The organism is Parahaliea mediterranea, assembly GCF_017255185.1.
Lineage (GTDB): Bacteria > Pseudomonadota > Gammaproteobacteria > Pseudomonadales > Halieaceae > JAFKCZ01.
This window is the reverse complement of the sequence record NZ_JAFKCZ010000024.1, coordinates 1-21,066: the sequence shown is the minus strand read 5'-3', so window position 1 is coordinate 21,066 and position 21,066 is coordinate 1. Positions and strand designations below refer to the sequence as shown.

Below are 21,066 nucleotides of genomic sequence, written 5' to 3'. Positions count from 1 at the left end.
CAGACACAAGGGCATACCGGCCATCAACAGCATAGAGGTTCCATGACCACCGACACACTGCTCCAACTCGACCGGGTCAACTTGGTCTACCGCGCCCTGCCCGCCCTGCAAGACATCGACTGGACGCTGGCGGCGGGCCAGCAATGGGCCTGCCTCGGACCCAACGGCGCCGGCAAAACCAGCCTGGCCCGGGTCGTCAGCGGCCAGGCCAGCCATCACTCGGGCACGGTCCGGCGCGGCGCGGCCATTGCCGAAGGCGGCGTGGCCTACGTGTGCTTCGAGCAGGCCAGGGCCCTGTGCGAGCGCGACAGCAAGCTCGACGACTCCGAGTTCCGCGCCGACGCCTCGGACCCGGGCACCCGGGTGCGGGACCTGATCCTCGGCGGCCGGGACGCCGACGAGACCTTCCACCACTGGGTGGCGCGCCTGTGCATCGGCCATATTCTCGAGCGCGGCCTGCGCTATATCTCCACCGGCGAGATGCGCAAGACCCTGCTGTTGTCGGCGATCCTGTCGGAACCCGGCCTGCTGATCCTCGACAGCCCCCTCGACGGCCTCGACCGCGACAGCCAGGCCCAAATGCGCCAGGTACTCGACGAGTTGCTGGCCTCCGGGCTACCGGTCCTGCTGCTGTGCCGCGGCCTGGAGGATATCCCGGCGGGAATCAGCCATGTGCTGGTACTGGACGCGGGGCAGGTGCTGCGGGCCGGCCCCCGGGGCGAGGTGCTGGCCGATGACGCCGTCAAAGGACTGATGAATCCGCCCCTTCCGGCGCTGGCGGACCTGCCGCCTCCGGCGCCGCGCCCCTATACGCTGCCCGGGGAGGGCCCCCTGCTGGCGCTGCGCAATGTCGGCGTGCGCTACGGCGAACTCACGGTAATGGAAGGCGTCGACTGGACGTTCGACCGGGACCGCCACTGCTGCGCCTCGGGCCCCAACGGCTGCGGCAAGAGCACCCTGCTGAGCCTGATCACCGGCGACAACCACAAGGCCTACGGCCAGGACATCACCCTGTTCGGCATCCGCCGCGGGTCGGGGGAGAGCGTGTGGGATATCAAGCAGAAATTCGGCCTGCTGGACAACCGCCTGCACCTCGACTTCAAACAGCGCATGGGTGTGATGGAAGTGGTGGTGTCGGGTTTCTTCGACAGCGTCGGCCTCTACGACGACTGGGGCGACACCCAGCGCCACGGCGCCCTGGACTGGCTGCGCGCCCTGGGCATGGGCGACTACGCCGGGGCGCGCTTTGACGCCCTGTCCTTCGGCTTGCAGCGGATGGTGTTACTGGCCCGGGCCATGGTGAAGTCCCCCGCGGTGCTGATCCTCGACGAGCCCACCCTGGGGCTGGATACCCACCACCGGGCGCTGATGCTGCGGGCCATCGACCATATCGCGGCCCACAGCGATACCCGGGTGATCTTCGTCAGCCACAGCGCCGGGGAGGTGCCGCGCTGTATCAACCAGTATTTGACCTTCGAGCCGGGTGAAAACGGGTATACCGTGCGTTGTGTGAATACATGAGCGCCGACGGAGGTAGACAATCCAGCTGCGTTGGCCGAATGAATTCGGCCCTACAGGACCCGCCCCCACCCCCTGTAGGGCCGAATTCATTCGGCCGAGGGACCCGCACCTACCCCCTGTAGGGCCGAATTCATTCGGCCGAGGGACCCGCACCCACCCCCTGTAGGGCCGAATTCATTCGGCCGAGGGACCCGCACCCACCCCCTGTAGGGCCGAATTCATTCGGCCGAGGGCCCCGCACCCACCCGGTGTACGGCCGACAGCGGGCCCCTCTTTTCGGGTCATTCATTCAGCCGCGAAGACCCGCACCACCTCAACGGCCAGCCAGGGCGCGCAGCTGTCCACATTCCGAATTACTGCGGCAGTACAACAGGCCCCGCTCCGCGGTGGCCCGCGCCTGGCTGTTATCACCTTTTGCCGCATAGGTGCGTGCCAGGGCCAGGTAGACCTCGGCGCTGTCCGGGTCGATACGCTGGGCGCGCTCCAGTAGCGCCAGGGCCTGCTCGTAGTCGCCGCCCGCCGAGGCCTTGTCGGCGCGGGCCAGCAGCGGACCGTAGGCGTTGCTGGCGTTGGGCTCCGGCGGTTGTGCGGGCTGCGGCGCTGGCCGGGGCTCGGCCGGCGGGGCGGGCTGCGGGCTGACCACCTCCGAACCGGGCCGGGTTTCCACCGGCGCGGGTTGCCGCCCGGGCGTGCTGTACACCGAACAACCGGCAAGGGCGGCCAGGCACAACAGCGCCGTGGCACGGACCAAAGGGATCATGGCGACTCTCCACCGAACAGGGACTGAAACCAGTCTTTTATCACATTACGCCGCGGCGAGCAGTTGGTGCGCTGCTCCGGCTCGGAGCCCTCGATAAAGGGCAGCAGTCGCGCGTCGGGGCAACCCTCGCCGGTGAGGTAACCGTTGCTGTCATCCACCCAGTGGGGCGCCATGCGATCGGGCATGCGATAGCCCAGCGAGCGCTGGCTGGCCCGGGACATGAAGTGAGCCCACACCTTGAGGGCGCCGGAGCTCCCGGTAAGGCCGGTGCCGCCATTGTCGTCGCGGCCGATCCAGGTCACCGCCAGCAGGTCGCCGGAGAAACCGGCGAACCAGGAATCGCGACCGTCATTGGTGGTGCCGGTCTTGCCCGCCACCTCGAAGTCCTCGCTCAGGTAGCGGTACACGCCGCGCCCGGTTCCCTCGCGCACCACTTCCCGCAGGGCGTAATGCAGCAGGTTGGTGGCCTGCAGGCTAACCGTGCGCTCGTACTCCAGGGGGTAGCGCCGCAGGGGCTCGCCCCGGGCGTCGACAATATCGCGAATGCTGCGCAGGGGCATGCGGAAACCGCCGGCGGCGATGCTCTGGTACATGGCCGCCATATCCATGGGCGAATAGGCCCCCGCCCCCAGGGTCAGGGCCGGCACCGCGGGGATATCCCCCTCCACCCCCAGGCGCTGCAGCATGTCCACCACCCGGTCGATGCCGAGTTCCATGCCCAGCCGGGCGGTGGCCAGGTTGTAGGACTTGGCCAGGGCGCGGTGTAACAGTACGTCACCGTGGGACATGCGGTCGAAGTTGTCCGGTTCCCAGAGGCTGTCGTCGGGGCCCGCCACCTGCACCGGCGCGTCGGACAGCACGGTGGCCAGGGTGTAGCGCCGCGGCTGCTCCAGGGCCGCCAGGAAGACCGCCGGTTTCAGCAGCGAGCCCGCGGGGCGCCGGGCGTCCAGCGCGCGGTTGAAGCCCGCGTAGCGCACATTGCGCCCGCCCACCAGGGCGGCCACCTCGCCGGTGTCGAAGCGGGTCACCACGGTGGCGGACTGCAGTTCGCCGGAGCTGTCGAGCTGGTCCAGTACCGCGCTGGCGCTGCGCTCCACCTGGCGCTGCAGAATGGGGTCGAAGCTGGTGAAGATACTCAGGCCCAGGGTGGTCAGATCCTCTTCGTGGTACTCCTGGCGCAACTGGCGGCGCACCAGGTCGAGGTAGGCGGGAAAGGAATCGCGGATGCGGCGCTGGTTGTTGAGACCCAGCGGCATGGCCTTGGCCACCGTGGCGTGTTCCGGCGAAATCACCTCCTGCTCCGCCATCACGTCCAACACCAGGTTGCGCCGCTCCCGGGCGCGCTCCGGATTGCGCAGGGGGTTGTAGAGGGAGGGGCCCTTGATCATCCCCACCAGCAGGGCCTGCTGGTGCAGACCCAGCTGCTCCAGCGGGGTATCGAAGTAGTGCCGCGCCGCCAGCGCCAGGCCGTGAATCGCCCTGGGGCCCTCCTGCCCGAGGTAGACCTCGTTGATATAGCTCTCGAGGATCTGGTCCTTGCTGTAGTGGAAATCGAGCAGCACCGCCATCAGCAACTCGGTCAGCTTGCGGATGTAGGTGCGCTCCGGCGTCAGGTAATAGTTCTTCACCAACTGCTGGGTAATGGTGCTGCCGCCGGCGACCACCGCGCCGCTGCGCAGGTTGCTCAGGGCCGCCCGCAGGATGCCGGTGACGGAAAAGCCCCAGTGCTGGTAGAAATCCCGATCCTCCACCGCCAGCAGGCCCTGGCGCAGGGTGTCGGGCACGTCCGCCAGGCGGACCAGGATGCGGTCCTCGCCGTGGGAGGGGTAGATGCCGCCGATCTGCACCGGGTCCAGGCGCATCAGGTCGATCTCCCCGGTTCGCCCGCGCAGGCCGGTGACCCGCCCCCCCGCCAGTTCAACCTGCACACGCTGGGCGGGCTCTTTCTCCCCGGCAAAGTCAAAACCCCGGGTAAAGACCTCAAAGCTCCCGCCGCGGCGCCGCACCTGCCCGGGCTGGCGCACGGCACCCACGTCCCGATAGCCAAGCACCTCCAGCTCGTAGGCGAGGTCATCCGCGTCCAGCCGGGCCCCGGCGAACAGCTCCAGCGGCCGGGCGTACACCTTGGCCGGCAGCTCCCACATTTTATCGGTGAAGGTCGCGGTGATCTTCGCGTCCAGGTAGATCAGTACCAGGGCGAACAGCAGCAGGGCGGACAGAAAGAGCTTGAGCAGGGGACGGCGGGTTTTCGACAGTTTGCGACGGGATTTAGGCATGGGCAGCGAGTGTACAACAGCGCGACTTTCAATTGGCAGGCGGATCGGGATAATAGCGGGCTGATTCGAAGGGAACCACGGCTATATGAAAAAATACTGGGTGTACGGCATCGGCGCGGCGCTGGTGGATACCGAAATCGAGGTTCAGGACAGCGACCTGGAACGGATGGGCGTGGAAAAAAGCCTGATGACCCTGGTGGACGAGGCCCGCCAGGCAGACCTGCTGGGCCACCTCCAGGACCACCTGGTGCACGCTTCCCACGCCAGCGGCGGCAGCGCCGGCAACTCGATGATCGCCACCGCCCAGTTCGGCGGCCCCACCTTTATGTCCTGCAAGGTCGCCGACGACGAATATGGCGACATCTACGTCGCCGACCTGGAAGCCGCCGGGGTGGAGCACTGCCTGCGCGATGGCCGCGAGAACGGCACCACCGGCAAGTGCCTGGTGCTGATCTCCCCGGACGCGGAACGCAGCATGAACACCTTCCTGGGCATATCCGAAACCCTGTCGGAAGCGCAGTTGGACGCGGGCGCCATCGCCGATTCCGAGTACCTCTATGTCGAGGGCTATCTGGTCACCTCGCCCACCGGCCGCGCCGCCGCCATCCGCGCGCGCCAGCTGGCGGAGGCCGCCGGCGTGAAAACCGCCCTGAGCTTTTCCGATCCCGGCATGGTCGAGTTCTTCCGCGAGGGCATGGCGGACATGATCGGCGAACGCGTGGACCTGGTATTCTGCAACGAGGAGGAAGCCAAGGGCTGGGGCCGGACCGACAACCTGGAAGACGCCATAGCGGCGCTCAAGCAGGTGACCCACAGCTTCGTGATCACCCGCGGCGCCAAAGGCGCCATCACCTTCGACGGTGAATCCCTGGCCCACGTCGACGCCCACCCGGTCAAGGCCGTCGACACCAACGGTGCCGGCGACATGTTCGCGGGCGCCTTCCTCTATGCCCTGGGGCGCGGTGAAAACTACCGCCGCGCCGGCGAGTTCGCCAGCCTGGCCGCCGGCCGGGTGGTCAGCCAGTTCGGGCCCAGGCTGCCGGCGGCAAACTACCCCGCCCTGCGAGAGGAATTCTTCAGCGACTCTTTATAATCCGGCAGAGCCTGCCCCATGAGCGCAGCGAATGCTTTGGGTACATCCATGTGCCGGCTTTGTTAAAACAGTCCGATCTGGCGGTCCACCAGGGCCGTGAAGGAAGTGCCCAGGAAACCGAGGATGCCATCCGCCACCGGCTGCAGCTGGCGATCCACGTAGAACTGGTAGTCCAGGGGCGAGCGCGGTTCGCTCGCCGGTTCGGCGCCGGCGGTGGTAACGACGTATTCCACCCAGTCGCCACGGCGCGGCACCGGCAGGCCGCGGTCCCGGGCCAGGCGCGCCGCCTGCACATGGGGCGGCACATTGCGCTGGTACTCGTCCAGGGCGCGCCGCAGGCGTTTGCGGTACACCAATTGCGCGTCCAGCTCGCCCGCCAGCACCGCGCGGGTAATCTCACGCACATAGGTGTCGAATGCCTCCCCGGCAAACACCCGGCGGTACAGTTCCTGCTGAAACTCCCGCGCCAGGCGGGTCCAGTCGGTGCGCACGTTTTCCAGGCCCTTGAATACCAGGCGATCGCCGACCAGACCGGCATAGCGCTTTTTGCTGCCCTTGTCGGAGCCGCGCACGGTAGGCATCAGAAAGCGCCGGTAGTGGGTCTCGAACTCCAGCTCCAGCACGCTGTCGCGGCCAAACTCCACCGCGACCCGCTGCCGCCACCAGCGATTGAGCTCCCGCTCCAGGGTGCGGCCGGCCGCCGCGGCCTCGGCGTCGTCCCGGGCGCCCTGGACCCAGACGAACACGGAATCGGTATCGCCGTAGATCACCTGGTGCCCCAGCTCCTCGATCCGGTCCCGGGTGCGCTGCAGAATGTCGTGGCCGCGACGGGTGATCGAACTGGCCAGGCGCGCGTCGAAGAAACGGCAACCGCCGGAACCCAGCACGCCGTAGAAGGAGTTCATGATGATCTTGATCGCGTTCGACAGCGGCCCGTCCGCCGCCGCCTTGGCCGCGTCCCGCAGGGCCCACAATTCACCGATCAATGCCGGCAGGATGTGGCCTTCCCGGGCGAACCGCGCGCCGATGAAACCGGGCACCGTGTCGCTCTCCTCCAGCTCCCCTCCCGTGCCCAGCGCCAGCCCCAGGGGGTCGATACAGAATGTGCGGATGATACTGGGGTAAAGGCTCTTGAAATCCAGCACCAGCACGTGGTCGTAAATGCCGGGCCTGGAATCGAGCACGTAGCCCCCGGGGCTGGCCACCGCCTCGCGACTGGCATTGGGCGCCACATAGCCGGCCCGGTGCAGGCGCGGCAGGTAGAGGTTGTCGAAGGAGGCCACCGAGCCACCCAGGCGATCGAGGTTAAGGCCGGTCATGGCGCTGCGCGCGACGGCAAAATCCAACAGGCGCGCGTGCTCGAAGATCTCCGACACCAGCTCGCAGTCGCGCAGGTTATAGGCCGCCAGGGCGCTCTTGTCCTCGCGAAACAGGCGCCCGATCTCCGCGCCGCGATCACTGCCCGCCAGCAGCTTCCCCTCTCCCAGCAACTCGGTGGCCACGTGGTTGAGGGAAAAACTCTCAAAACGGTAGAAGGCGGCCCGCAGTAACTCGATCCCGTCGAGTATCACCCGCCCGGGCACCTGGGCGCTGCGCCGCTCGCCGTCATCGCGAAAGGTCCGCCAGTGCACCGGGCGCCGGTCGCGCCCCAGGGCCAGGGGCAGGCCGTGCTTGTCCGCCACCCGCTGCAGGTACCAGGTGTCGAAGTTAACCACGCTCCAGCCGATGAGCACGTCCGGGTCGAAGTCCGCCACAAAGTCCAGAAAGGCCAGCAGCAGCGCGCGCTCGCTCTGTACCGACACCACGTAGTCCTGGCTCGCGCCCTCCCCGAGCATGAACACCCGCCGCACCTCCCGCGCGCCGCGGCGGGCGTGAACACCGATGGAAAACAGCTCCACCCCACCGTGCACCGCGGTTTCGATGTCGAAGGACAGCACCGCCAGGGTCGGGCGGTAGGTGGACGGAGCCAGGCTGGCGTTGCGCGCGCGCAGCACTCCCCCGCGGCGTTCGAAATGCCCCTCAATCGTGGCGGCGCCGCGCACGAAGCGCTCCATCAGGAAACGCTCGGCAGGATTGATATCGGCTTCCAGGGGATCCAGGCCGGCGCCGGCCAGTTGCTCGGCACTGCGCCGCGCCTGGCGATAGCTCTCGCAATACACCCCCAGCACCGGCCGCAGGTTGAAATCGCGCAGGCCCAGCGGCCGCCATTCGATGCCCGGCTGGAGGGCCAGCAGCGCCCGCGCCTCGTCCGCCCGGCACGCGTCGAGGAAATACACGCTGCGCTCGCCGCCAACCGTCACGCACAGCGGACCGTCGGCGCCCGCGAACCAGTACTCCAGCTCCAGGCCCCGGGGGGTATCGCGCCAGTGGCGGGTGACCAGGAACCCCTCGCGGGTGCGCAGGGTCAAACCCGCCTCCCGCCTTGGCGACGCATTCGGTGTGTTATGCTCTGCACTCGACCCTGCCGGCGACCGCTAGTCGCAGGGCGCCGCCCCCGCGGGTGACTCCGATGCAATAAATGGAAGATCAATCGATGAGTAAGCCTGTCATCAAGCAAGACCCCTTATACCAGCTCCTGCGCAACGAGGACATCAAGGGCTTTAACGAACAACGCGACAAACTGGACGCCGGCGAACTCAAAAGCGGCGACTATCGCGGCCGCGACCTGCGCAACATGAACGCCGCCGGGCTGGACTTCAGCAACTCCTATTTCCGCAATGCCGACCTGTCCGGGATCGACTTTCGCGACACCAACCTGGAGGGGGCCAGTCTGCTCGACGCCAAACTCTCGGGTACCTATTTCCCCGCGGAGCTGAGCGCCGCGGAAATCCGCCTGTCACTGGATACCGGCACCCGGCTGCGCTACGACCACAAGAATTAACCACAGGCGGTTGAATGAATGACCCGCTGTCGGCCCTAAGGGGTTCCAGTCGGGTTGGCCGAATGAATTCGGCCCTACAGGGGGTAAAAGCCCATACCTTGTAGGGCCGAATTCATTCGGCCAATACACGGCGTCTTGCAGTCCCGGCACCTACCCCTGCGCCAGCAGGTCCCGCAGGTCGATAATGGCGGCGTTGGCGCGGCTCAGGTAGTTGGCCATCACCAGGGAGTGATTGGCCAGCACCCCGAAGCCGGTGCCATTGAGCACCATCGGGCTCCACATGGCGTCCTGGGTGGACTCCAGCTCGCGGATGATCTGCTGCAGGCTGACCCGGGCGTTTTTCTTCTCCAGGACGTCCGCGAAATCGATCTCCGCCGCCTTCAGGAACTGGATCAGCGCCCAGGCGGTGCCCCGGGCCTCGAAGAACACGTCGTCGATTTCCAGCCAGGGGGTGCGCACCACCATTTCCCCGGGGGTGCCGGTCGACTGACGGGCGCTCTCGTCCCCCGCCAGGTCGGTGTTCAGGCGCCGCTGGCCCACACTGGCGCTGAGACGCTGCGACAGACTGCCCAGGCGCGAATCGACGGTGTTCAGCCAGTAGCGCAGGTTGTCGGCGCGGGCGTAGAACTGGGCGTTGCGCGCGTCCTGGTCCGACAGCCGCTTGAGATAGCCGCGCAGGAACTCCACCCCCTTGCGATACTCCGACTCCGAGGCCGGCAGCACCCAGCTGTTGGCGTTGAAATTGAAGCGCGGCTCCGCCTCGACCAGGTCTTCGTCCTCGGTGGACTGTGACTGGGAGCGGCTGTGCACCTCGCGCATCGCCCGCGCCAGGTCGCGCGACTGGATCAGGGCGCCGTATTCCCAGCTGGGCATATTGTCCAGCCACAAACCCGGAGGAAAGCGGTCGTTGCGCAGGTAGCCACCGGGCTTGTCGAGCAGGGTTTCCATCACCCCGATCAGGGCCGACGTGGTCACCGTTCCGGTCACCACCTGGCCGCCCTCCTCGGCCACCAGCCGCCGCGCCCGCTCGCTGACATCGAAGCGCGCGGGAGTGAGGCTCCAATACATGCCCAGCAGCAGCGCCAGCACCAGATAGAGCGCCAGCAAGCGCAGCGGCCACTTCCACCAGGCGCTGCCGCCCAGTCCGTCGCGCCAGTCCTGCCAGCGGTCACCCAGCGTGGTTTGTGTATCCCGGTTGGTATTGCTCATAGCCGTTGCTAGCTCCCTGTTCGGCAATCAGTGGTGATGCGCATGCTCGCCGCCACCCGCGCGACGACGAACCGCGGCGGTGGCGCAGACCGGACTGCCCGCGGCAGGAGTCAGGCACAGCTGAAGCGTCTCGCCCTCCGCGGGCATGCGCTCCAGGTCGAGCAACATCAAGTGTAAGCCACCGGGCGCGAGCCGCACGGTTTCCCCCGGCGCCACCGGCAGCGAGGGCACCGGCACCATGCGCATCAAACCGTCGACCTCCTCGCTGCGATGTACTTCCACCCGGCCCGCCAAATCCGCCCGGCCGCCCACGATTTCTACCGGCGTATCGCCCTCGTTGCGCAGGGTGACATAGGCCGCCGTATTGCGCTGGGTCGGCGGCAGGGCGCGCACCCAGGCATCGTCCAGGCTCAACTCCGCCCGCGCCCCGAGGCTCGTCAACAGAGCCATCAGGACCACGGCCGGGCGCAAAATCGGGTCGTGCATGCATCCACTCCTGTTCGGGATCAATCGCGCGTATTCCACCGCCGGGTGAAACCAATCGACGGCGGGGGCGTCAGAGGACTATACCATTGGCCCGCGCCCGGGTCGTCGTTGGGAACCGGTCGCGGCACTGATAAACTGCTCCCGGTCCAAGACCAGGCACCACTTCGAATAGAGCAACCCACGGGAGACCGCATGCGCCTGATCCTCGCCGGCCTGCTACTGCTGGCCAGCTGCCTCAGCCACGCCCAGTTTGGCGGCAGCACCGCCAACCAGCCCTTTGCCGCCTCCAGCGGCCCCGAATTCCTGCCCGTGGAAGAGGCCTACCAAATCGAGGTCGTTCCCCAGGAGGGCGGCTTGCGCCTGTACTGGCAGATCGCCCCGAGCTACTACCTGTACCAGCACCAGTTCAAATTCAGCCTGCGCGACGCCGCGGGCGCGGTCGCCGCCACGCCTGACTTTCCCCCGGCGATCGAGCGCAGCGACGAGTTTTTCGGCGACACCCGGGTCTACTACGACAGCGCCGACATCGACCTGGCCACGGCCCGCCAGCAGGGTCCGGCCACCCTGACCGTCACCAGCCAGGGCTGCGCCGACGCGGGCCTGTGCTACCCGCCGCGCACCCAGACCTTCGCGGTGGACTTCGACAGCGGTACCGCGACCGAGGTCGACGCGACTGCGACGCCCGTGGCGGACGCCGCGCCGCGGGGCACCGAGACCGCCAGCCTGGCCACCGCAGCCGGGATGCTGCTGCTGGCCTTTGCCGGCGGCGCCCTGCTCAACCTGATGCCCTGCGTATTCCCGGTGCTGTCGCTGAAAGTCCTCAGCTTCGCCGACAGCAGCCCCCACGCCCGGCACCGGCAGAGCTGGATCTACGCCGCGGGCGTGGTGAGCAGCTTCGTGCTGGTGGCCGCGCTACTGATCGGCCTGCAGCAGGGCGGGCGCGCCATCGGCTGGGGGTTCCAGCTGCAGAGCCCGGGCTTCGTAATCGCCCTGGCCTACCTGTTCCTGGCCATGGGCCTGTCGCTGTCGGGCGTGGTGCAGCTGGGCAGCAGCCTGATGAACACCGGCGCCGGACTCGCCGAACGCAAGGGCGACAGCGGCAGCTTTTTCACCGGCGTACTGGCGGTGGTGGTCGCCAGCCCCTGCACCGCGCCGATGATGGGCACCGCGCTGGGCTTTGCCATCACCCAGCCCGCCGCGGTGAGCCTGCTGGTGTTCGCCGCGCTGGGCGCCGGCATGGCCGCGCCGCTGGTACTGCTGAGCTACAGCGGGCTGGCGCGGCGCCTGATGCCGCGCCCCGGCCCGTGGATGGAAAGCCTCAAGCAATTTCTCGCCTTCCCCCTGTATGCCAGCGCCATCTGGCTGCTGTGGGTGGCGGGCCGGCAGGCCGGCGTGGATACCATGGGAGCCGCCCTGCTGGGCGGGCTGTTCCTGGCCCTCGCCCTGTGGCTGTGGCGCGGCACCCCGTGGCGGCGCGCGCTGGCCCTGGGCTGCATCGCGGTCGCGGCGGGTCTCGCCCTGTGGCGCCCCGCCCTCAACGGCGGCGGGGCGGAGCGCGACCCCGCCCACGGCATTGCCTGGTCGCAACAGACCCTGGCGGAACTGCGCGCCAGCGGGCGGCCGGTATTCGTGGATGTCACCGCCGACTGGTGCATTACCTGTATCGCCAACGAGCGCGCCGTACTGCACACCGAGGAGGTGCGGGCCGCCTTCGACGCACAGGGCGTCGCCTACCTGGTGGCCGACTGGACCAACTACGATCCGGCCATCGCCGACTTCCTGCGCCAACACGGCCGCAACGGCATTCCGCTGTATGTGCTGTATCCCGCCGACCCCGGCCGCGAGCCCCTGATCCTGCCGCAGCTGCTGCGCAAGCAGGTGGTATTGCAGGCCCTGGCGGAGGCTTCAAGCAAAAAGCCGGAAGTTATCGGCTCTTTATAAAGGGTTTCGTGTAATTTCGCGTCAGATCCCACATCTGACGCAATTGGGGGCCCTGCGCCCCCGGAGAAGCCGCGAATTGCACAAAACGGGCAAACTTCCCCAATTCGGCGGCGAACTGCCGCCAAAATCCCACAAACCCCCGGCAAACATGGACAATCCCGACTATTTGCGCCAGAATCTCCAATACTTGCGCTTGCGCAAATACCGAAGGCGCCAACCGGGAGAGTTCGCGACATGGCCACCATACTAGTGCTGCACGGCCCCAACCTGAATCTGCTGGGTGAGCGCGAACCGGCAATCTACGGCGGCACCACCCTCTCCGACATCAACACCCGGCTGGAAGACCTGGCCCGGGCGCGGGGCCATCACCTGCTGACCATGCAGAGCAACGCCGAGTACGAGTTGATCGAGCGGGTACACGACGCACGCCACGAAGGGGTCAATTTCATCGTCATCAATCCGGCGGCCTTCACCCACACCAGCGTTGCCCTGCGCGACGCCCTGGCCGCGGTCGACATCCCCTTTATCGAAGTGCATCTGTCGAACGTGCACGCGCGCGAGACATTCCGCCACCACTCTTACTTTTCCGACCTCGCCCGCGGCGTGATCTGCGGACTGGGCGCCCGGGGCTACGAATTCGCACTGGAGGCGGCGCTGGCCGACCTCGAGCAACACTGACCGCTGTAACAGCCATATAACCAGAGGCCAAGAGACCACACTATGGACATTCGCAAAGTCAAGAAACTGATCGAACTGCTCGAAGAGTCCAATATCGACGAGATAGAGATCAAAGAGGGCGAGGAATCGGTGCGCATCAGCCGCAATAGCGCCCAGCCGATGATGGCCGCCCCCGCCGGCTACGCGCCACCGCCGCCTCCACCCGCGGCGGCCCCCAGTGCCGCGGCGGCCAGCGAACCGGCCGCCCCCGTCGCCGAATCGGCGCCGGCGCCCGCCGGCCACGTGGTGGCCTCGCCCATGGTCGGGACCTTTTACCGCTCACCTTCGCCCAACTCACCGGTCTTTGTGGAAGTGGGCCAGAGCGTACGCGCCGGCGACGTGCTGTGCATCGTCGAGGCCATGAAAATGATGAACCAGATCGAGGCCGACAAGTCGGGCACCATTGGCGAGATCCTGGTGGAAAACGGCGAGCCGGTGGAGTTCGAGCAGCCTCTGTTCACCATCGTTTGATTTTGCGCGGGCCCGGCCCGCTGATCGCCCAGCTACAGAGGATCACAAGATGCCCATTTTGGACAAGGTGCTCATTGCCAACCGCGGGGAAATCGCCCTGCGCGTGCTGCGCGCCTGCAAGGAACTGGATATCAAGACCGTGGCGGTGCACTCCAAGGCCGACCGGGAATTGATGCACGTGCGCCTGGCGGACGAGTCGGTGTGTATCGGCCCCGCCTCGAGCAACGAGAGCTACCTGAACATCCCCGCCATCATCAGCGCCGCCGAGGTCACCAACGCCACCGCGATTCACCCCGGCTACGGCTTCCTGGCGGAGAACGCCGCCTTTGCCGAGCAGGTGGAAAACAGCGGCTTTACCTTTATTGGCCCGAAGGCCGACACCATCCGGCTGATGGGCGACAAGGTCTCCGCCATCGAGGCGATGAAAAAAGCCGGGGTGCCCACGGTGCCCGGCTCCGACGGCCCCCTCACCGACGACGACCAGCGCACCCTGGAGATCGCCCGGCGCATCGGCTACCCGGTGATCGTCAAGGCCGCCGCCGGCGGCGGCGGTCGCGGCATGCGCGTGGTGCACAACGAGGCCGCCCTGCTCGGCTCGGTCCAGGTCACCCAGTCCGAAGCCGCGGCGGCCTTTGGCTCCGGCGTGGTCTACCTGGAAAAATTCCTGCAAAAGCCCCGCCACGTGGAAATCCAGGTGCTGGCGGACGGCCAGGGCAACGCCATTCACCTGGGGGACCGCGACTGCTCCCTGCAGCGGCGCCACCAGAAAGTCCTGGAGGAAGCCCCCGCCCCCGGCATCGACGAGGACCTGCGACAGCAGGTGGCCGAGGCCTGCGTGAACGCCTGCATCGAAATCGGCTACCGCGGCGCCGGCACCTTCGAGTTCCTGTACGAAGACGGCGGCTTCTACTTCATCGAGATGAACACCCGGGTCCAGGTGGAACACCCGGTCACCGAGATGGTGACTGGCGTCGACATCGTCAGGGAACAACTGCGGGTGGCGGCAGGTCTGCCCCTGTCTTGCACCCAGGACGATGTGAAGATCGCCGGCCACGCTTTCGAGTGCCGCATCAACGCCGAGGACCCCCAAAGCTTCATTCCCTCCCCCGGCAAGGTCACCACCTTCCACGCCCCCGGCGGCCTGGGTATCCGCGTGGACTCGCACCTCTACGACGGCTATACGGTCCCCCCCTTCTACGACTCGCTCATCGCCAAGGTCATCAGCTTCGGGCCGGACCGCCACACCGCGCTGGCGCGCATGCGCCAGGCCCTCGACGAGCTGGTGGTGGAGGGCATCCGTACCAACACCGCGCTGCACCGCAGCCTGGTGACCGACCGCAACTTCCAGGAGGGCGGTGTAAGCATTCACTACCTGGAAAGCAAGCTGGAAGACTGATGCCTTCGATCGGTACCGCGTCATGAGCTGGCTGCAGCTGCGCCTCGACACCCACCCGGAACAGGTGGAAACACTGGAAGCCCTGATGCTCGAGGCCGGCGCGGTGGCGGTGACCATGGAGGACAACGCCGACCAGCCGGTGCTGGAGCCGGGGGTCGGCGAAACACCGCTGTGGCGGCAAACCCGCCTCACCGGCCTCTACCCGGCCGACACCGACATGGCGGCAGTACTGGCGGACTTTCCACCGGAACTGGTTGCCGACTGCCGCGCGCGGGTGGAGATCCTCGAGGACAAGGACTGGGAGCGGGAGTGGATGCAACACTACCAGCCGATGCGCTTTGGCGAGCGCCTGTGGGTGTGCCCCAGCTGGCTGGCACCGCCACAACCGGACGCGATCAACCTGCTGCTCGACCCCGGCCTCGCCTTCGGCACCGGTACCCACCCCACCACCGCGATGTGTCTCGCCGCGCTGGACGGCCTGCCGCTGACGGACAGGGAGGTGGTGGACTACGGTTGCGGCTCGGGCATTCTCGCGGTCGCCGCGCTGAAACTCGGCGCCCGCCGGGCGCTGGGCGTGGACAACGACCCCCAGGCCCTGGTGGCCACCCGGGACAATGCCCAGCGCAACGGCATCGCGCCGCAGGCGCTGGTCACCGCGCTGCCCGGCGCGGCCGCCATCGACCCCTGGCGCGAGCGCGCCGACGTGGTGGTCGCCAACATCCTCGCCGGCCCCCTGGCGGAGCTGTCCGACACCCTGCTGGCGCTGGCCCGACCGGGAGCCACGGTGCTGCTGTCCGGCCTGCTGGCCAGCCAGGCCGACACCCTGCGCGAGCACTACCGCGACCGCCTCGCGCTGGACATTGCCGCACAGCAGGAAGAGTGGGTCTGCCTCAAAGGTGTGATGCCCGTCTGAGGTTTTCGCGGCAAGCGCAAAGTTTGACCAATTTTTGGCCACATGCGCTTTTACCCTCTCCGGGGGTCGAGTATCATAGCCGCCCTTTTCCAACGACTACCCAGCGCGCACCGTGAGCTTGCGAATCGGACCCTATACCTTGCCGAACCGCGTGGCCCTGGCACCCATGGCCGGCGTGACCGACCTGCCCTTCCGGCGCCTCTGTGCCGCCCACGGCGCGGGCCTGGTAGTGTCCGAAATGCTGAGCAGCAATCCCAAGGTGCAGGGCTCGCGCAAGACCGCCTGGCGCAGCCGCCACGACGGCGAGATCGAGCCACGCTCGGTACAGATCGCCGGCTCCGATCCCGCTGAAATGGCCGCGGCGGCACAGCTGAACGTGGCCGGCGGCGCACAGATCATCGACATCAATATGGGTTGCCCCGCGAAAAAAGTGTGCCGCAAGGCCGCCGGTTCCGCCCTATTGGCGGACGAGGCGCTGGTGGCGGACATTCTCCGCGCCGTGGTGGCGGCGGTGCCGGTGCCGGTGACCCTGAAGATCCGCACCGGCAGCAACCCCGACCGACGCAACGGGTTGAGCATCGCGCGCATCGCCGAGGACGCGGGCATCCGCGCCCTCGCGGTGCACGGCCGCACCCGCGCCTGCGCCTTCAAGGGCGAGGTGGAGTACGACACCATTGCCGCCATCGCCAACGCGGTCGACATCCCGGTACTCGCCAACGGCGACATCGACTCCCCGCAAAAGGCCGCCGCGGTACTGGCGCACACCGGCGCCGCGGGGGTGATGATCGGCCGCGCCGCCCAGGGTCGCCCCTGGCTCTGCGGCCAGATCGCCGCCTGGCTGGAGCGCGGCGAGCACCTCGCCGCCCCGGACCTTCCGGCGCAGCGCGCGATCATTCGCGGCCACCTCGCCGCGCTACACGATTTTTACGGTGACTTCATGGGCGTGCGTATCGCCCGTAAACACGTGGGCTGGTATCTCCAACAACACCCGGACTTCGCCTCCCACCGCAAGGCATTTAACGCCCTGACCAGCCCGGAGGCACAACACCACTACCTCGACAAGCTCTTTGCCGGGGCCGGTGGCGCAACGACAGACCAGAAGGAACTAGCAGCATGAGCAGGGCGGACCCCCTAAGCCCCATTGCCGCGCCGGACAGCGACGGCGCGAACACCGCGGGCGACGAAGACGCTTCCAGTCACCTCAGCCAGGCCGTCACCCGGGCGGTGCGCAACTACCTGGCGGAACTCGACGGACAGATGACCACGGACTTCTACCAGATGGTGCTGGCGGAGGTGGAGGCGCCGCTGTTGCGCGAGATCATGGCCCACACGCGCAACAACCAGACCAAGGCCTCCATCATGCTGGGCCTCAATCGCGGCACCCTGCGCAAAAAACTCAAGCAATACGACCTTATCTCCGACAAAAGCTGACAGGCGGCCAGGAATCATGAACGACAGACAATTTGTACCCGTAAAGCGCGCCCTGATCAGCGTGTCCGACAAGACCGGCATCGTCGAGTTTGCCGGCGCCCTGCGTGACATGGGCGTGGCCCTGCTCTCCACCGGCGGCACCTACCGCCTGCTGCGGGACGAGGGCCTCGAGGTGACCGAGGTGGCGGACTACACCGGCTTCCCGGAAATGATGGACGGCCGGGTGAAAACCCTGCACCCGAAGGTCCACGGCGGCATCCTCGCCCGCCGCGGCCAGGACGAGGCGGTCATGGCCGAGCACGGCATCGACGCCATCGACATGGTGGTGGTCAACCTCTACCCCTTCGAGGCGACCGTGGCCAGGCCGGACTGCAGCCTGGAAGACGCGGTCGAGAACATCGACATCGGCGGCCCCACCATGGTGAGGGCGGCGGCCAAGAACCACCGCCACGTCAACATCGTGGTCAACGCCAGCGACTACGAAGCGATCCTCGGGGAAATGCGCGCCAACGACGGCGCCACATCCCTCGACACCCGCTTCGACCTGGCGATCAAGGCCTACGAACACACCGCCGCCTACGATGGCGCCATCGCCAACTACTTCGGCCAGCGCGTGCCCGGCGGCTCGGAGGTGTTCCCGCGCACCTTCAACACCCAGTTCCACAAGACCCAGGAGATGCGCTACGGCGAAAACCCCCATCAGCGCGCCGCCTTCTATGTGGAAGCCAAACCGGCGGAGGCCGGTATCGCCACCGCGCGGCAACTGCAGGGCAAGGAGCTTTCCTACAACAACGTGGCCGACACCGACGCCGCCCTGGAGTGCGTGAAGAATTTCGACCAGCCGGCCTGTGTCATCGTCAAGCACGCCAACCCCTGCGGCGTGGCCGTGGCGGGCGACCTGCTGCAGGCCTACGAGCGCGCCTTCGAGACCGACCCCGAATCCGCCTTCGGCGGCATCATCGCCTTCAACCGCGAACTGGATGCCGCCACCGCCAGCGCCATTGTCGAGCGCCAGTTCGTGGAGGTGATCATTGCCCCCGCGATCAGCGAGACCGCCGCCGCCGCGGTGGCGAGCAAGAAGAACGTGCGCCTGCTGGCCTGCGGCGAGTGGCAGGCCCCGCAATCCGCTTTTGATTACAAGCGCGTCAACGGCGGCCTGCTGGTACAGGACCGCGACCTGGGCATGGTGAGCGCCAGCGACCTGAAAGTGGTCAGCAAGGTACAGCCCTCGGAACAACAGCTGGGCGACCTGCTGTTCGCCTGGAAAGTGGCCAAGTTCGTCAAGTCCAACGCCATCGTCTACGCCCGCGAGGGCCAGACCGTGGGCGTGGGCGCCGGCCAGATGAGCCGGGTGAATTCGGCGCGCATCGCCGCGATCAAGGCCGAGCACGCGGGCCTGGCGGTGAAGGGGGCGGTAATGGCCTCCGACGCCTTCTTCCCCTTCCGCGACGGCATCGACAGCGCCGGCGAACGGGGCATCGCCGCGATCATCCAGCCGGGCGGCTCGATCCGCGACGAGGAGGTCATCGCCGCCGCCGACGAGCACGGCATGGCCATGGTATTCACCGGCATGCGGCATTTCCGGCACTAACTCGCCGGGAGCCCCTGTAGGGTCGAATTCATTCGACCGATGCATGCGGTAATCCGATTCCATAGGGGTTCGGCTATCCAAAGGTCGAATGAATTCGACCCTACAAGGGCCCGCCTCCAAAGGTCGAATGAATTCGACCCGACGGGGCGTGGACAACCGGACACATGATATTTTTCGGGGAGAGAAAGCTTGAACGTATTGATACTCGGTAGCGGCGGTCGCGAACACGCCCTGGCCTGGAAGATCGCCCAGTCAGAACAGGTAAAAACCGTGTTCGTGGCACCGGGCAATGCCGGCACCGCCGGCGAGTGGGGCGTGCGCAACGTCGACCTGGACATTCTGGATTTCCCGGCCCTGGCCGATTTCGCCCGCGACAACGGTGTCGAGCTGACCGTGGTGGGCCCCGAGGCGCCGCTGGTGGCCGGCGTGGTGGACTATTTCCAGGAGCAGGGCCTGCGCTGTTTTGGCCCCGGCCGGGCCGCGGCCCAGCTGGAGGGCTCCAAAACCTTTACCAAGGACTTCCTGGCCCGGCACAACATTCCCACCGCCGAGTACGCCAGTTTCACCGAGCTGCAGCCGGCGCTGGACTACCTGCGCGAGAAGGGCGCGCCAATCGTGGTGAAGGCCGACGGCCTGGCCGCCGGCAAGGGCGTGGTGGTCGCCACTTCCCTGGCCATGGCGGAGGCCGCGGTCACCGATATGCTCTCGGGCAACGCCTTCGGCGAGGCGGGAGCCCGGGTGGTGATCGAGGAGTTCCTGGAGGGCGAGGAAGCCAGCTTCATCGTCATGGTGGACGGCCAGAATGTCCTGCCAATGGTTACCAGCCAGGACCATAAGCGCATTGGCGAGGGCGACACCGGCCCCAACACCGGAGGCATGGGCGCCTACTCCCCTGCGCCGGTGGTGACGCAGGCGGTATACGAGCGCATTCGCGACGAAGTCATTCGCCCCACCGTGGACGGCATGGCCGCCGAGGGCCACCCCTACACCGGTTTCCTCTACGCGGGCCTGATGATCACCGCGGACGGGACCCCCAAGGTGATCGAGTACAACTGCCGCTTTGGCGACCCCGAGACCCAGCCGATCATGATGCGCCTGCAATCCGACCTGGTGGAGCTGATCCAGCTCGCCGTCGACGGCAAGCTGGACCAGGCCAATGCGCAGTGGGACCCGCGCTGCGCCATCGGCGTGGTGCTGGCGGCGGCCGGCTACCCCGGCAGCTACGCCAAGGGCCAGGTGATTTCCGGCCTGGAGAGCTTTTTCCCGGGTTCGGTGAAAGTTTTCCACGCCGGCACCGCGCTGCAAGGCGACGCGGTGGTGACCAACGGTGGCCGGGTACTCTGCGTCACCGCACTGGGCGAGGATATCGCCGAAGCCCAGCGGACTTGCTACGAGGCGGCGGAAAAAATAAGCTGGGACGGCGTCACCAAGCGCAAGGACATCGGCTGGCGCGCCGTATCACGACTCATGCAGGCTTCCAGCGCAAGCTGAGCCCGGGAGCGAATCCATGGCCACGGCAGCCCAACGGCGGCTTTCCCTACTGGACCGGGTAATCGGCGAGGCCGACACCGTGCTGCGCGCCCTGTCCGCCCGCAACAAGGCGCCCGCGCGCCCCTCGCCGGCACAGGGCCACAGCGAGTCGCCGCTCAGTGACAATGAACGACGGCATGTGGCCGGCCTGATGCGGGTCAACCACACCGGCGAGGTCTGCGCCCAGGCGCTCTACCAGGGCCAGGCCCTGACCGCGAAGCTGGCGGAAGTGCGCGACGAGATGCGCGAAGCGGCGCGCGAGGAGGCCGACCACCTCGCCTGGTGCGAGCAGCGCCTGCGCGAACTGGACAGCCACACCAGCGCCCTGAACCCCGCCTGGTACGGCCTGTCGTTCATGCTCGGCGCCACCGCCGGCGCGGTGGGCGACAAGTGGAGCCTGGGCTTCGTCGCCGCCACCGAGGAACGGGTGTGCCGGCACCTGCGCGAACACCTCAAGTCACTGCCCGACGACGACCGCAAGTCGCGCCTGATCCTGCAACAGATGCTGGAAGACGAAGAGCGCCACGGCCACAACGCCCTGCAGGCGGGCGGCGTCGATTTCCCGCAGCCGGTGAAGGATTTGATGACCCTGGTGTCCCAGGCGATGACCAAAAGCAGTTACTGGCTGTAAGGTTGAGAACCCGACCCTCTTTGCCAGGCATGGCGGACCTGTCTCGGCTTTGTTTGGCCGAATGAATTCGGCCCTACAGGGGGTTGACCCTGGCTCTGACTGGTCGAATGAATTCGACCCTTGTGTCTCTCTCGATGTACTGTTTAGCTGGCAGTTCATCAGGTGAGGCGGTGAGTCAGCTTCGACCCTGAGGCCATAGAGCCTGTTTTGTAGATTCGA

Annotated in this window: 18 protein-coding genes; 13 read left to right on the top strand and 5 right to left on the bottom strand. The window is 67.1% G+C overall.

Annotated features, from left to right (window positions below):
• Nucleotides 1–42: 42 nt before the first annotated feature.
• The gene (locus JYP50_RS21110; RefSeq protein ID WP_206562559.1) at nucleotides 43–1,521 is read left to right on the top strand and encodes an ATP-binding cassette domain-containing protein; all 1,479 of its coding nucleotides are present in this window, start codon (nucleotides 43–45) and stop codon (nucleotides 1,519–1,521) included.
• Between the two features lie 313 nt (nucleotides 1,522–1,834).
• On the opposite strand, the gene JYP50_RS21105 is transcribed toward JYP50_RS21110, so the two are convergent.
• A complete protein-coding gene (locus JYP50_RS21105; RefSeq protein ID WP_206562558.1) occupies nucleotides 1,835–2,281 on the bottom strand; it encodes a tetratricopeptide repeat protein in 447 nt (148 codons plus the stop codon).
• Nucleotides 2,278–4,557 (bottom strand): penicillin-binding protein 1B, encoded by a 2,280-nt coding sequence (gene mrcB / locus JYP50_RS21100; protein ID WP_206562557.1) that lies wholly within the window; start codon nucleotides 4,555–4,557, stop codon nucleotides 2,278–2,280. Before mrcB ends, JYP50_RS21105 begins: the two co-directional genes overlap by 4 nt.
• Before the next feature lie 85 nt (nucleotides 4,558–4,642).
• Between mrcB and JYP50_RS21095 the strand changes: the two genes are divergently transcribed.
• Nucleotides 4,643–5,650 carry an adenosine kinase gene (locus JYP50_RS21095; protein ID WP_206562556.1) on the top strand — a complete coding sequence of 336 codons (1,008 nt, stop codon included), beginning with the start codon at nucleotides 4,643–4,645 and terminating at the stop codon, nucleotides 5,648–5,650.
• A gap of 62 nt (nucleotides 5,651–5,712) precedes the next feature.
• Here the strand turns inward: JYP50_RS21095 and JYP50_RS21090 are convergent, their stop codons facing one another.
• The gene (locus JYP50_RS21090) at nucleotides 5,713–8,058 is read right to left on the bottom strand and encodes a DNA polymerase II (protein WP_241263407.1); all 2,346 of its coding nucleotides are present in this window, start codon (nucleotides 8,056–8,058) and stop codon (nucleotides 5,713–5,715) included.
• Between the two features lie 125 nt (nucleotides 8,059–8,183).
• Between JYP50_RS21090 and JYP50_RS21085 the strand changes: the two genes are divergently transcribed.
• Nucleotides 8,184–8,531, top strand: a complete 348-nt coding sequence (locus tag JYP50_RS21085; protein WP_206562555.1) for a pentapeptide repeat-containing protein — start codon at nucleotides 8,184–8,186, stop codon at nucleotides 8,529–8,531.
• 150 nt (nucleotides 8,532–8,681) lie between these two features.
• Here JYP50_RS21085 and JYP50_RS21080 read toward each other — a convergent pair whose 3' ends face one another.
• Together JYP50_RS21080 and JYP50_RS21075 are read right to left on the bottom strand one after the other, a co-directional pair.
• The gene (locus JYP50_RS21080; RefSeq protein WP_206562554.1) at nucleotides 8,682–9,740 is read right to left on the bottom strand and encodes a DUF2333 family protein; all 1,059 of its coding nucleotides are present in this window, start codon (nucleotides 9,738–9,740) and stop codon (nucleotides 8,682–8,684) included.
• A gap of 27 nt (nucleotides 9,741–9,767) precedes the next feature.
• Nucleotides 9,768–10,226 carry a copper chaperone PCu(A)C gene (locus JYP50_RS21075; protein ID WP_206562553.1) on the bottom strand — a complete coding sequence of 153 codons (459 nt, stop codon included), beginning with the start codon at nucleotides 10,224–10,226 and terminating at the stop codon, nucleotides 9,768–9,770.
• Nucleotides 10,227–10,418: 192 nt separating this feature from the next.
• Between JYP50_RS21075 and JYP50_RS21070 the strand changes: the two genes are divergently transcribed.
• From JYP50_RS21070 to coq7, 10 genes are all read left to right on the top strand, one after another.
• Nucleotides 10,419–12,167 (top strand): protein-disulfide reductase DsbD family protein, encoded by a 1,749-nt coding sequence (locus JYP50_RS21070; protein ID WP_206562552.1) that lies wholly within the window; start codon nucleotides 10,419–10,421, stop codon nucleotides 12,165–12,167.
• 234 nt (nucleotides 12,168–12,401) lie between these two features.
• Nucleotides 12,402–12,845: a type II 3-dehydroquinate dehydratase gene (gene aroQ, locus JYP50_RS21065; protein ID WP_206562551.1), complete on the top strand. Its 444-nt coding sequence runs from the start codon at nucleotides 12,402–12,404 to the stop codon at nucleotides 12,843–12,845.
• A 42-nt stretch (nucleotides 12,846–12,887) separates the two neighbouring features.
• Nucleotides 12,888–13,355 carry an acetyl-CoA carboxylase biotin carboxyl carrier protein gene (gene accB, locus JYP50_RS21060; RefSeq protein ID WP_206562550.1) on the top strand — a complete coding sequence of 156 codons (468 nt, stop codon included), beginning with the start codon at nucleotides 12,888–12,890 and terminating at the stop codon, nucleotides 13,353–13,355.
• A 55-nt stretch (nucleotides 13,356–13,410) separates the two neighbouring features.
• Nucleotides 13,411–14,751, top strand: coding sequence for an acetyl-CoA carboxylase biotin carboxylase subunit (gene accC, locus JYP50_RS21055; RefSeq protein WP_347136891.1), 1,341 nt, complete (start codon nucleotides 13,411–13,413; stop codon nucleotides 14,749–14,751).
• Between the two features lie 22 nt (nucleotides 14,752–14,773).
• Nucleotides 14,774–15,664, top strand: coding sequence for a 50S ribosomal protein L11 methyltransferase (gene prmA, locus JYP50_RS21050; RefSeq protein WP_206562548.1), 891 nt, complete (start codon nucleotides 14,774–14,776; stop codon nucleotides 15,662–15,664).
• A gap of 112 nt (nucleotides 15,665–15,776) precedes the next feature.
• Nucleotides 15,777–16,781, top strand: a complete 1,005-nt coding sequence (gene dusB, locus JYP50_RS21045) for a tRNA dihydrouridine synthase DusB (RefSeq protein WP_206562547.1) — start codon at nucleotides 15,777–15,779, stop codon at nucleotides 16,779–16,781.
• Complete coding sequence (fis, locus tag JYP50_RS21040) at nucleotides 16,778–17,095, top strand: DNA-binding transcriptional regulator Fis (protein ID WP_206562546.1); 318 nt, start codon at nucleotides 16,778–16,780, stop codon at nucleotides 17,093–17,095. The genes dusB and fis overlap by 4 nt, the downstream gene beginning before the upstream one ends.
• 16 nt (nucleotides 17,096–17,111) lie before the next feature.
• The gene (gene purH / locus JYP50_RS21035) at nucleotides 17,112–18,686 is read left to right on the top strand and encodes a bifunctional phosphoribosylaminoimidazolecarboxamide formyltransferase/IMP cyclohydrolase (RefSeq protein ID WP_206562545.1); all 1,575 of its coding nucleotides are present in this window, start codon (nucleotides 17,112–17,114) and stop codon (nucleotides 18,684–18,686) included.
• A gap of 189 nt (nucleotides 18,687–18,875) precedes the next feature.
• Nucleotides 18,876–20,177, top strand: coding sequence for a phosphoribosylamine--glycine ligase (gene purD, locus JYP50_RS21030; RefSeq protein WP_206562544.1), 1,302 nt, complete (start codon nucleotides 18,876–18,878; stop codon nucleotides 20,175–20,177).
• A gap of 16 nt (nucleotides 20,178–20,193) precedes the next feature.
• Complete coding sequence (gene coq7 / locus JYP50_RS21025; RefSeq protein WP_206562543.1) at nucleotides 20,194–20,847, top strand: 2-polyprenyl-3-methyl-6-methoxy-1,4-benzoquinone monooxygenase; 654 nt, start codon at nucleotides 20,194–20,196, stop codon at nucleotides 20,845–20,847.
• Nucleotides 20,848–21,066: the final 219 nt, after the last annotated feature.

What these genes read in the sequence shown, in the direction of transcription:
- JYP50_RS21110 (WP_206562559.1), top strand. Translation starts at nt 43, where the DNA reads ATGACCACCGACACACTGCTCCAACTCGACCGGGTCAACTTGGTCTAC.
- JYP50_RS21075 (WP_206562553.1), bottom strand. Translation starts at nt 10,226, where the DNA reads ATGCACGACCCGATTTTGCGCCCGGCCGTGGTCCTGATGGCTCTGTTG.
- JYP50_RS21105 (WP_206562558.1), bottom strand. Translation starts at nt 2,281, where the DNA reads ATGATCCCTTTGGTCCGTGCCACGGCGCTGTTGTGCCTGGCCGCCCTT.
- JYP50_RS21085 (WP_206562555.1), top strand. Translation starts at nt 8,184, where the DNA reads ATGAGTAAGCCTGTCATCAAGCAAGACCCCTTATACCAGCTCCTGCGC.
- JYP50_RS21080 (WP_206562554.1), bottom strand. Translation starts at nt 9,740, where the DNA reads ATGAGCAATACCAACCGGGATACACAAACCACGCTGGGTGACCGCTGG.
- mrcB (WP_206562557.1), bottom strand. Translation starts at nt 4,557, where the DNA reads ATGCCTAAATCCCGTCGCAAACTGTCGAAAACCCGCCGTCCCCTGCTC.
- coq7 (WP_206562543.1), top strand. Translation starts at nt 20,194, where the DNA reads ATGGCCACGGCAGCCCAACGGCGGCTTTCCCTACTGGACCGGGTAATC.
- accB (WP_206562550.1), top strand. Translation starts at nt 12,888, where the DNA reads ATGGACATTCGCAAAGTCAAGAAACTGATCGAACTGCTCGAAGAGTCC.
- fis (WP_206562546.1), top strand. Translation starts at nt 16,778, where the DNA reads ATGAGCAGGGCGGACCCCCTAAGCCCCATTGCCGCGCCGGACAGCGAC.
- prmA (WP_206562548.1), top strand. Translation starts at nt 14,774, where the DNA reads ATGAGCTGGCTGCAGCTGCGCCTCGACACCCACCCGGAACAGGTGGAA.
- aroQ (WP_206562551.1), top strand. Translation starts at nt 12,402, where the DNA reads ATGGCCACCATACTAGTGCTGCACGGCCCCAACCTGAATCTGCTGGGT.
- purH (WP_206562545.1), top strand. Translation starts at nt 17,112, where the DNA reads ATGAACGACAGACAATTTGTACCCGTAAAGCGCGCCCTGATCAGCGTG.
- JYP50_RS21070 (WP_206562552.1), top strand. Translation starts at nt 10,419, where the DNA reads ATGCGCCTGATCCTCGCCGGCCTGCTACTGCTGGCCAGCTGCCTCAGC.
- JYP50_RS21095 (WP_206562556.1), top strand. Translation starts at nt 4,643, where the DNA reads ATGAAAAAATACTGGGTGTACGGCATCGGCGCGGCGCTGGTGGATACC.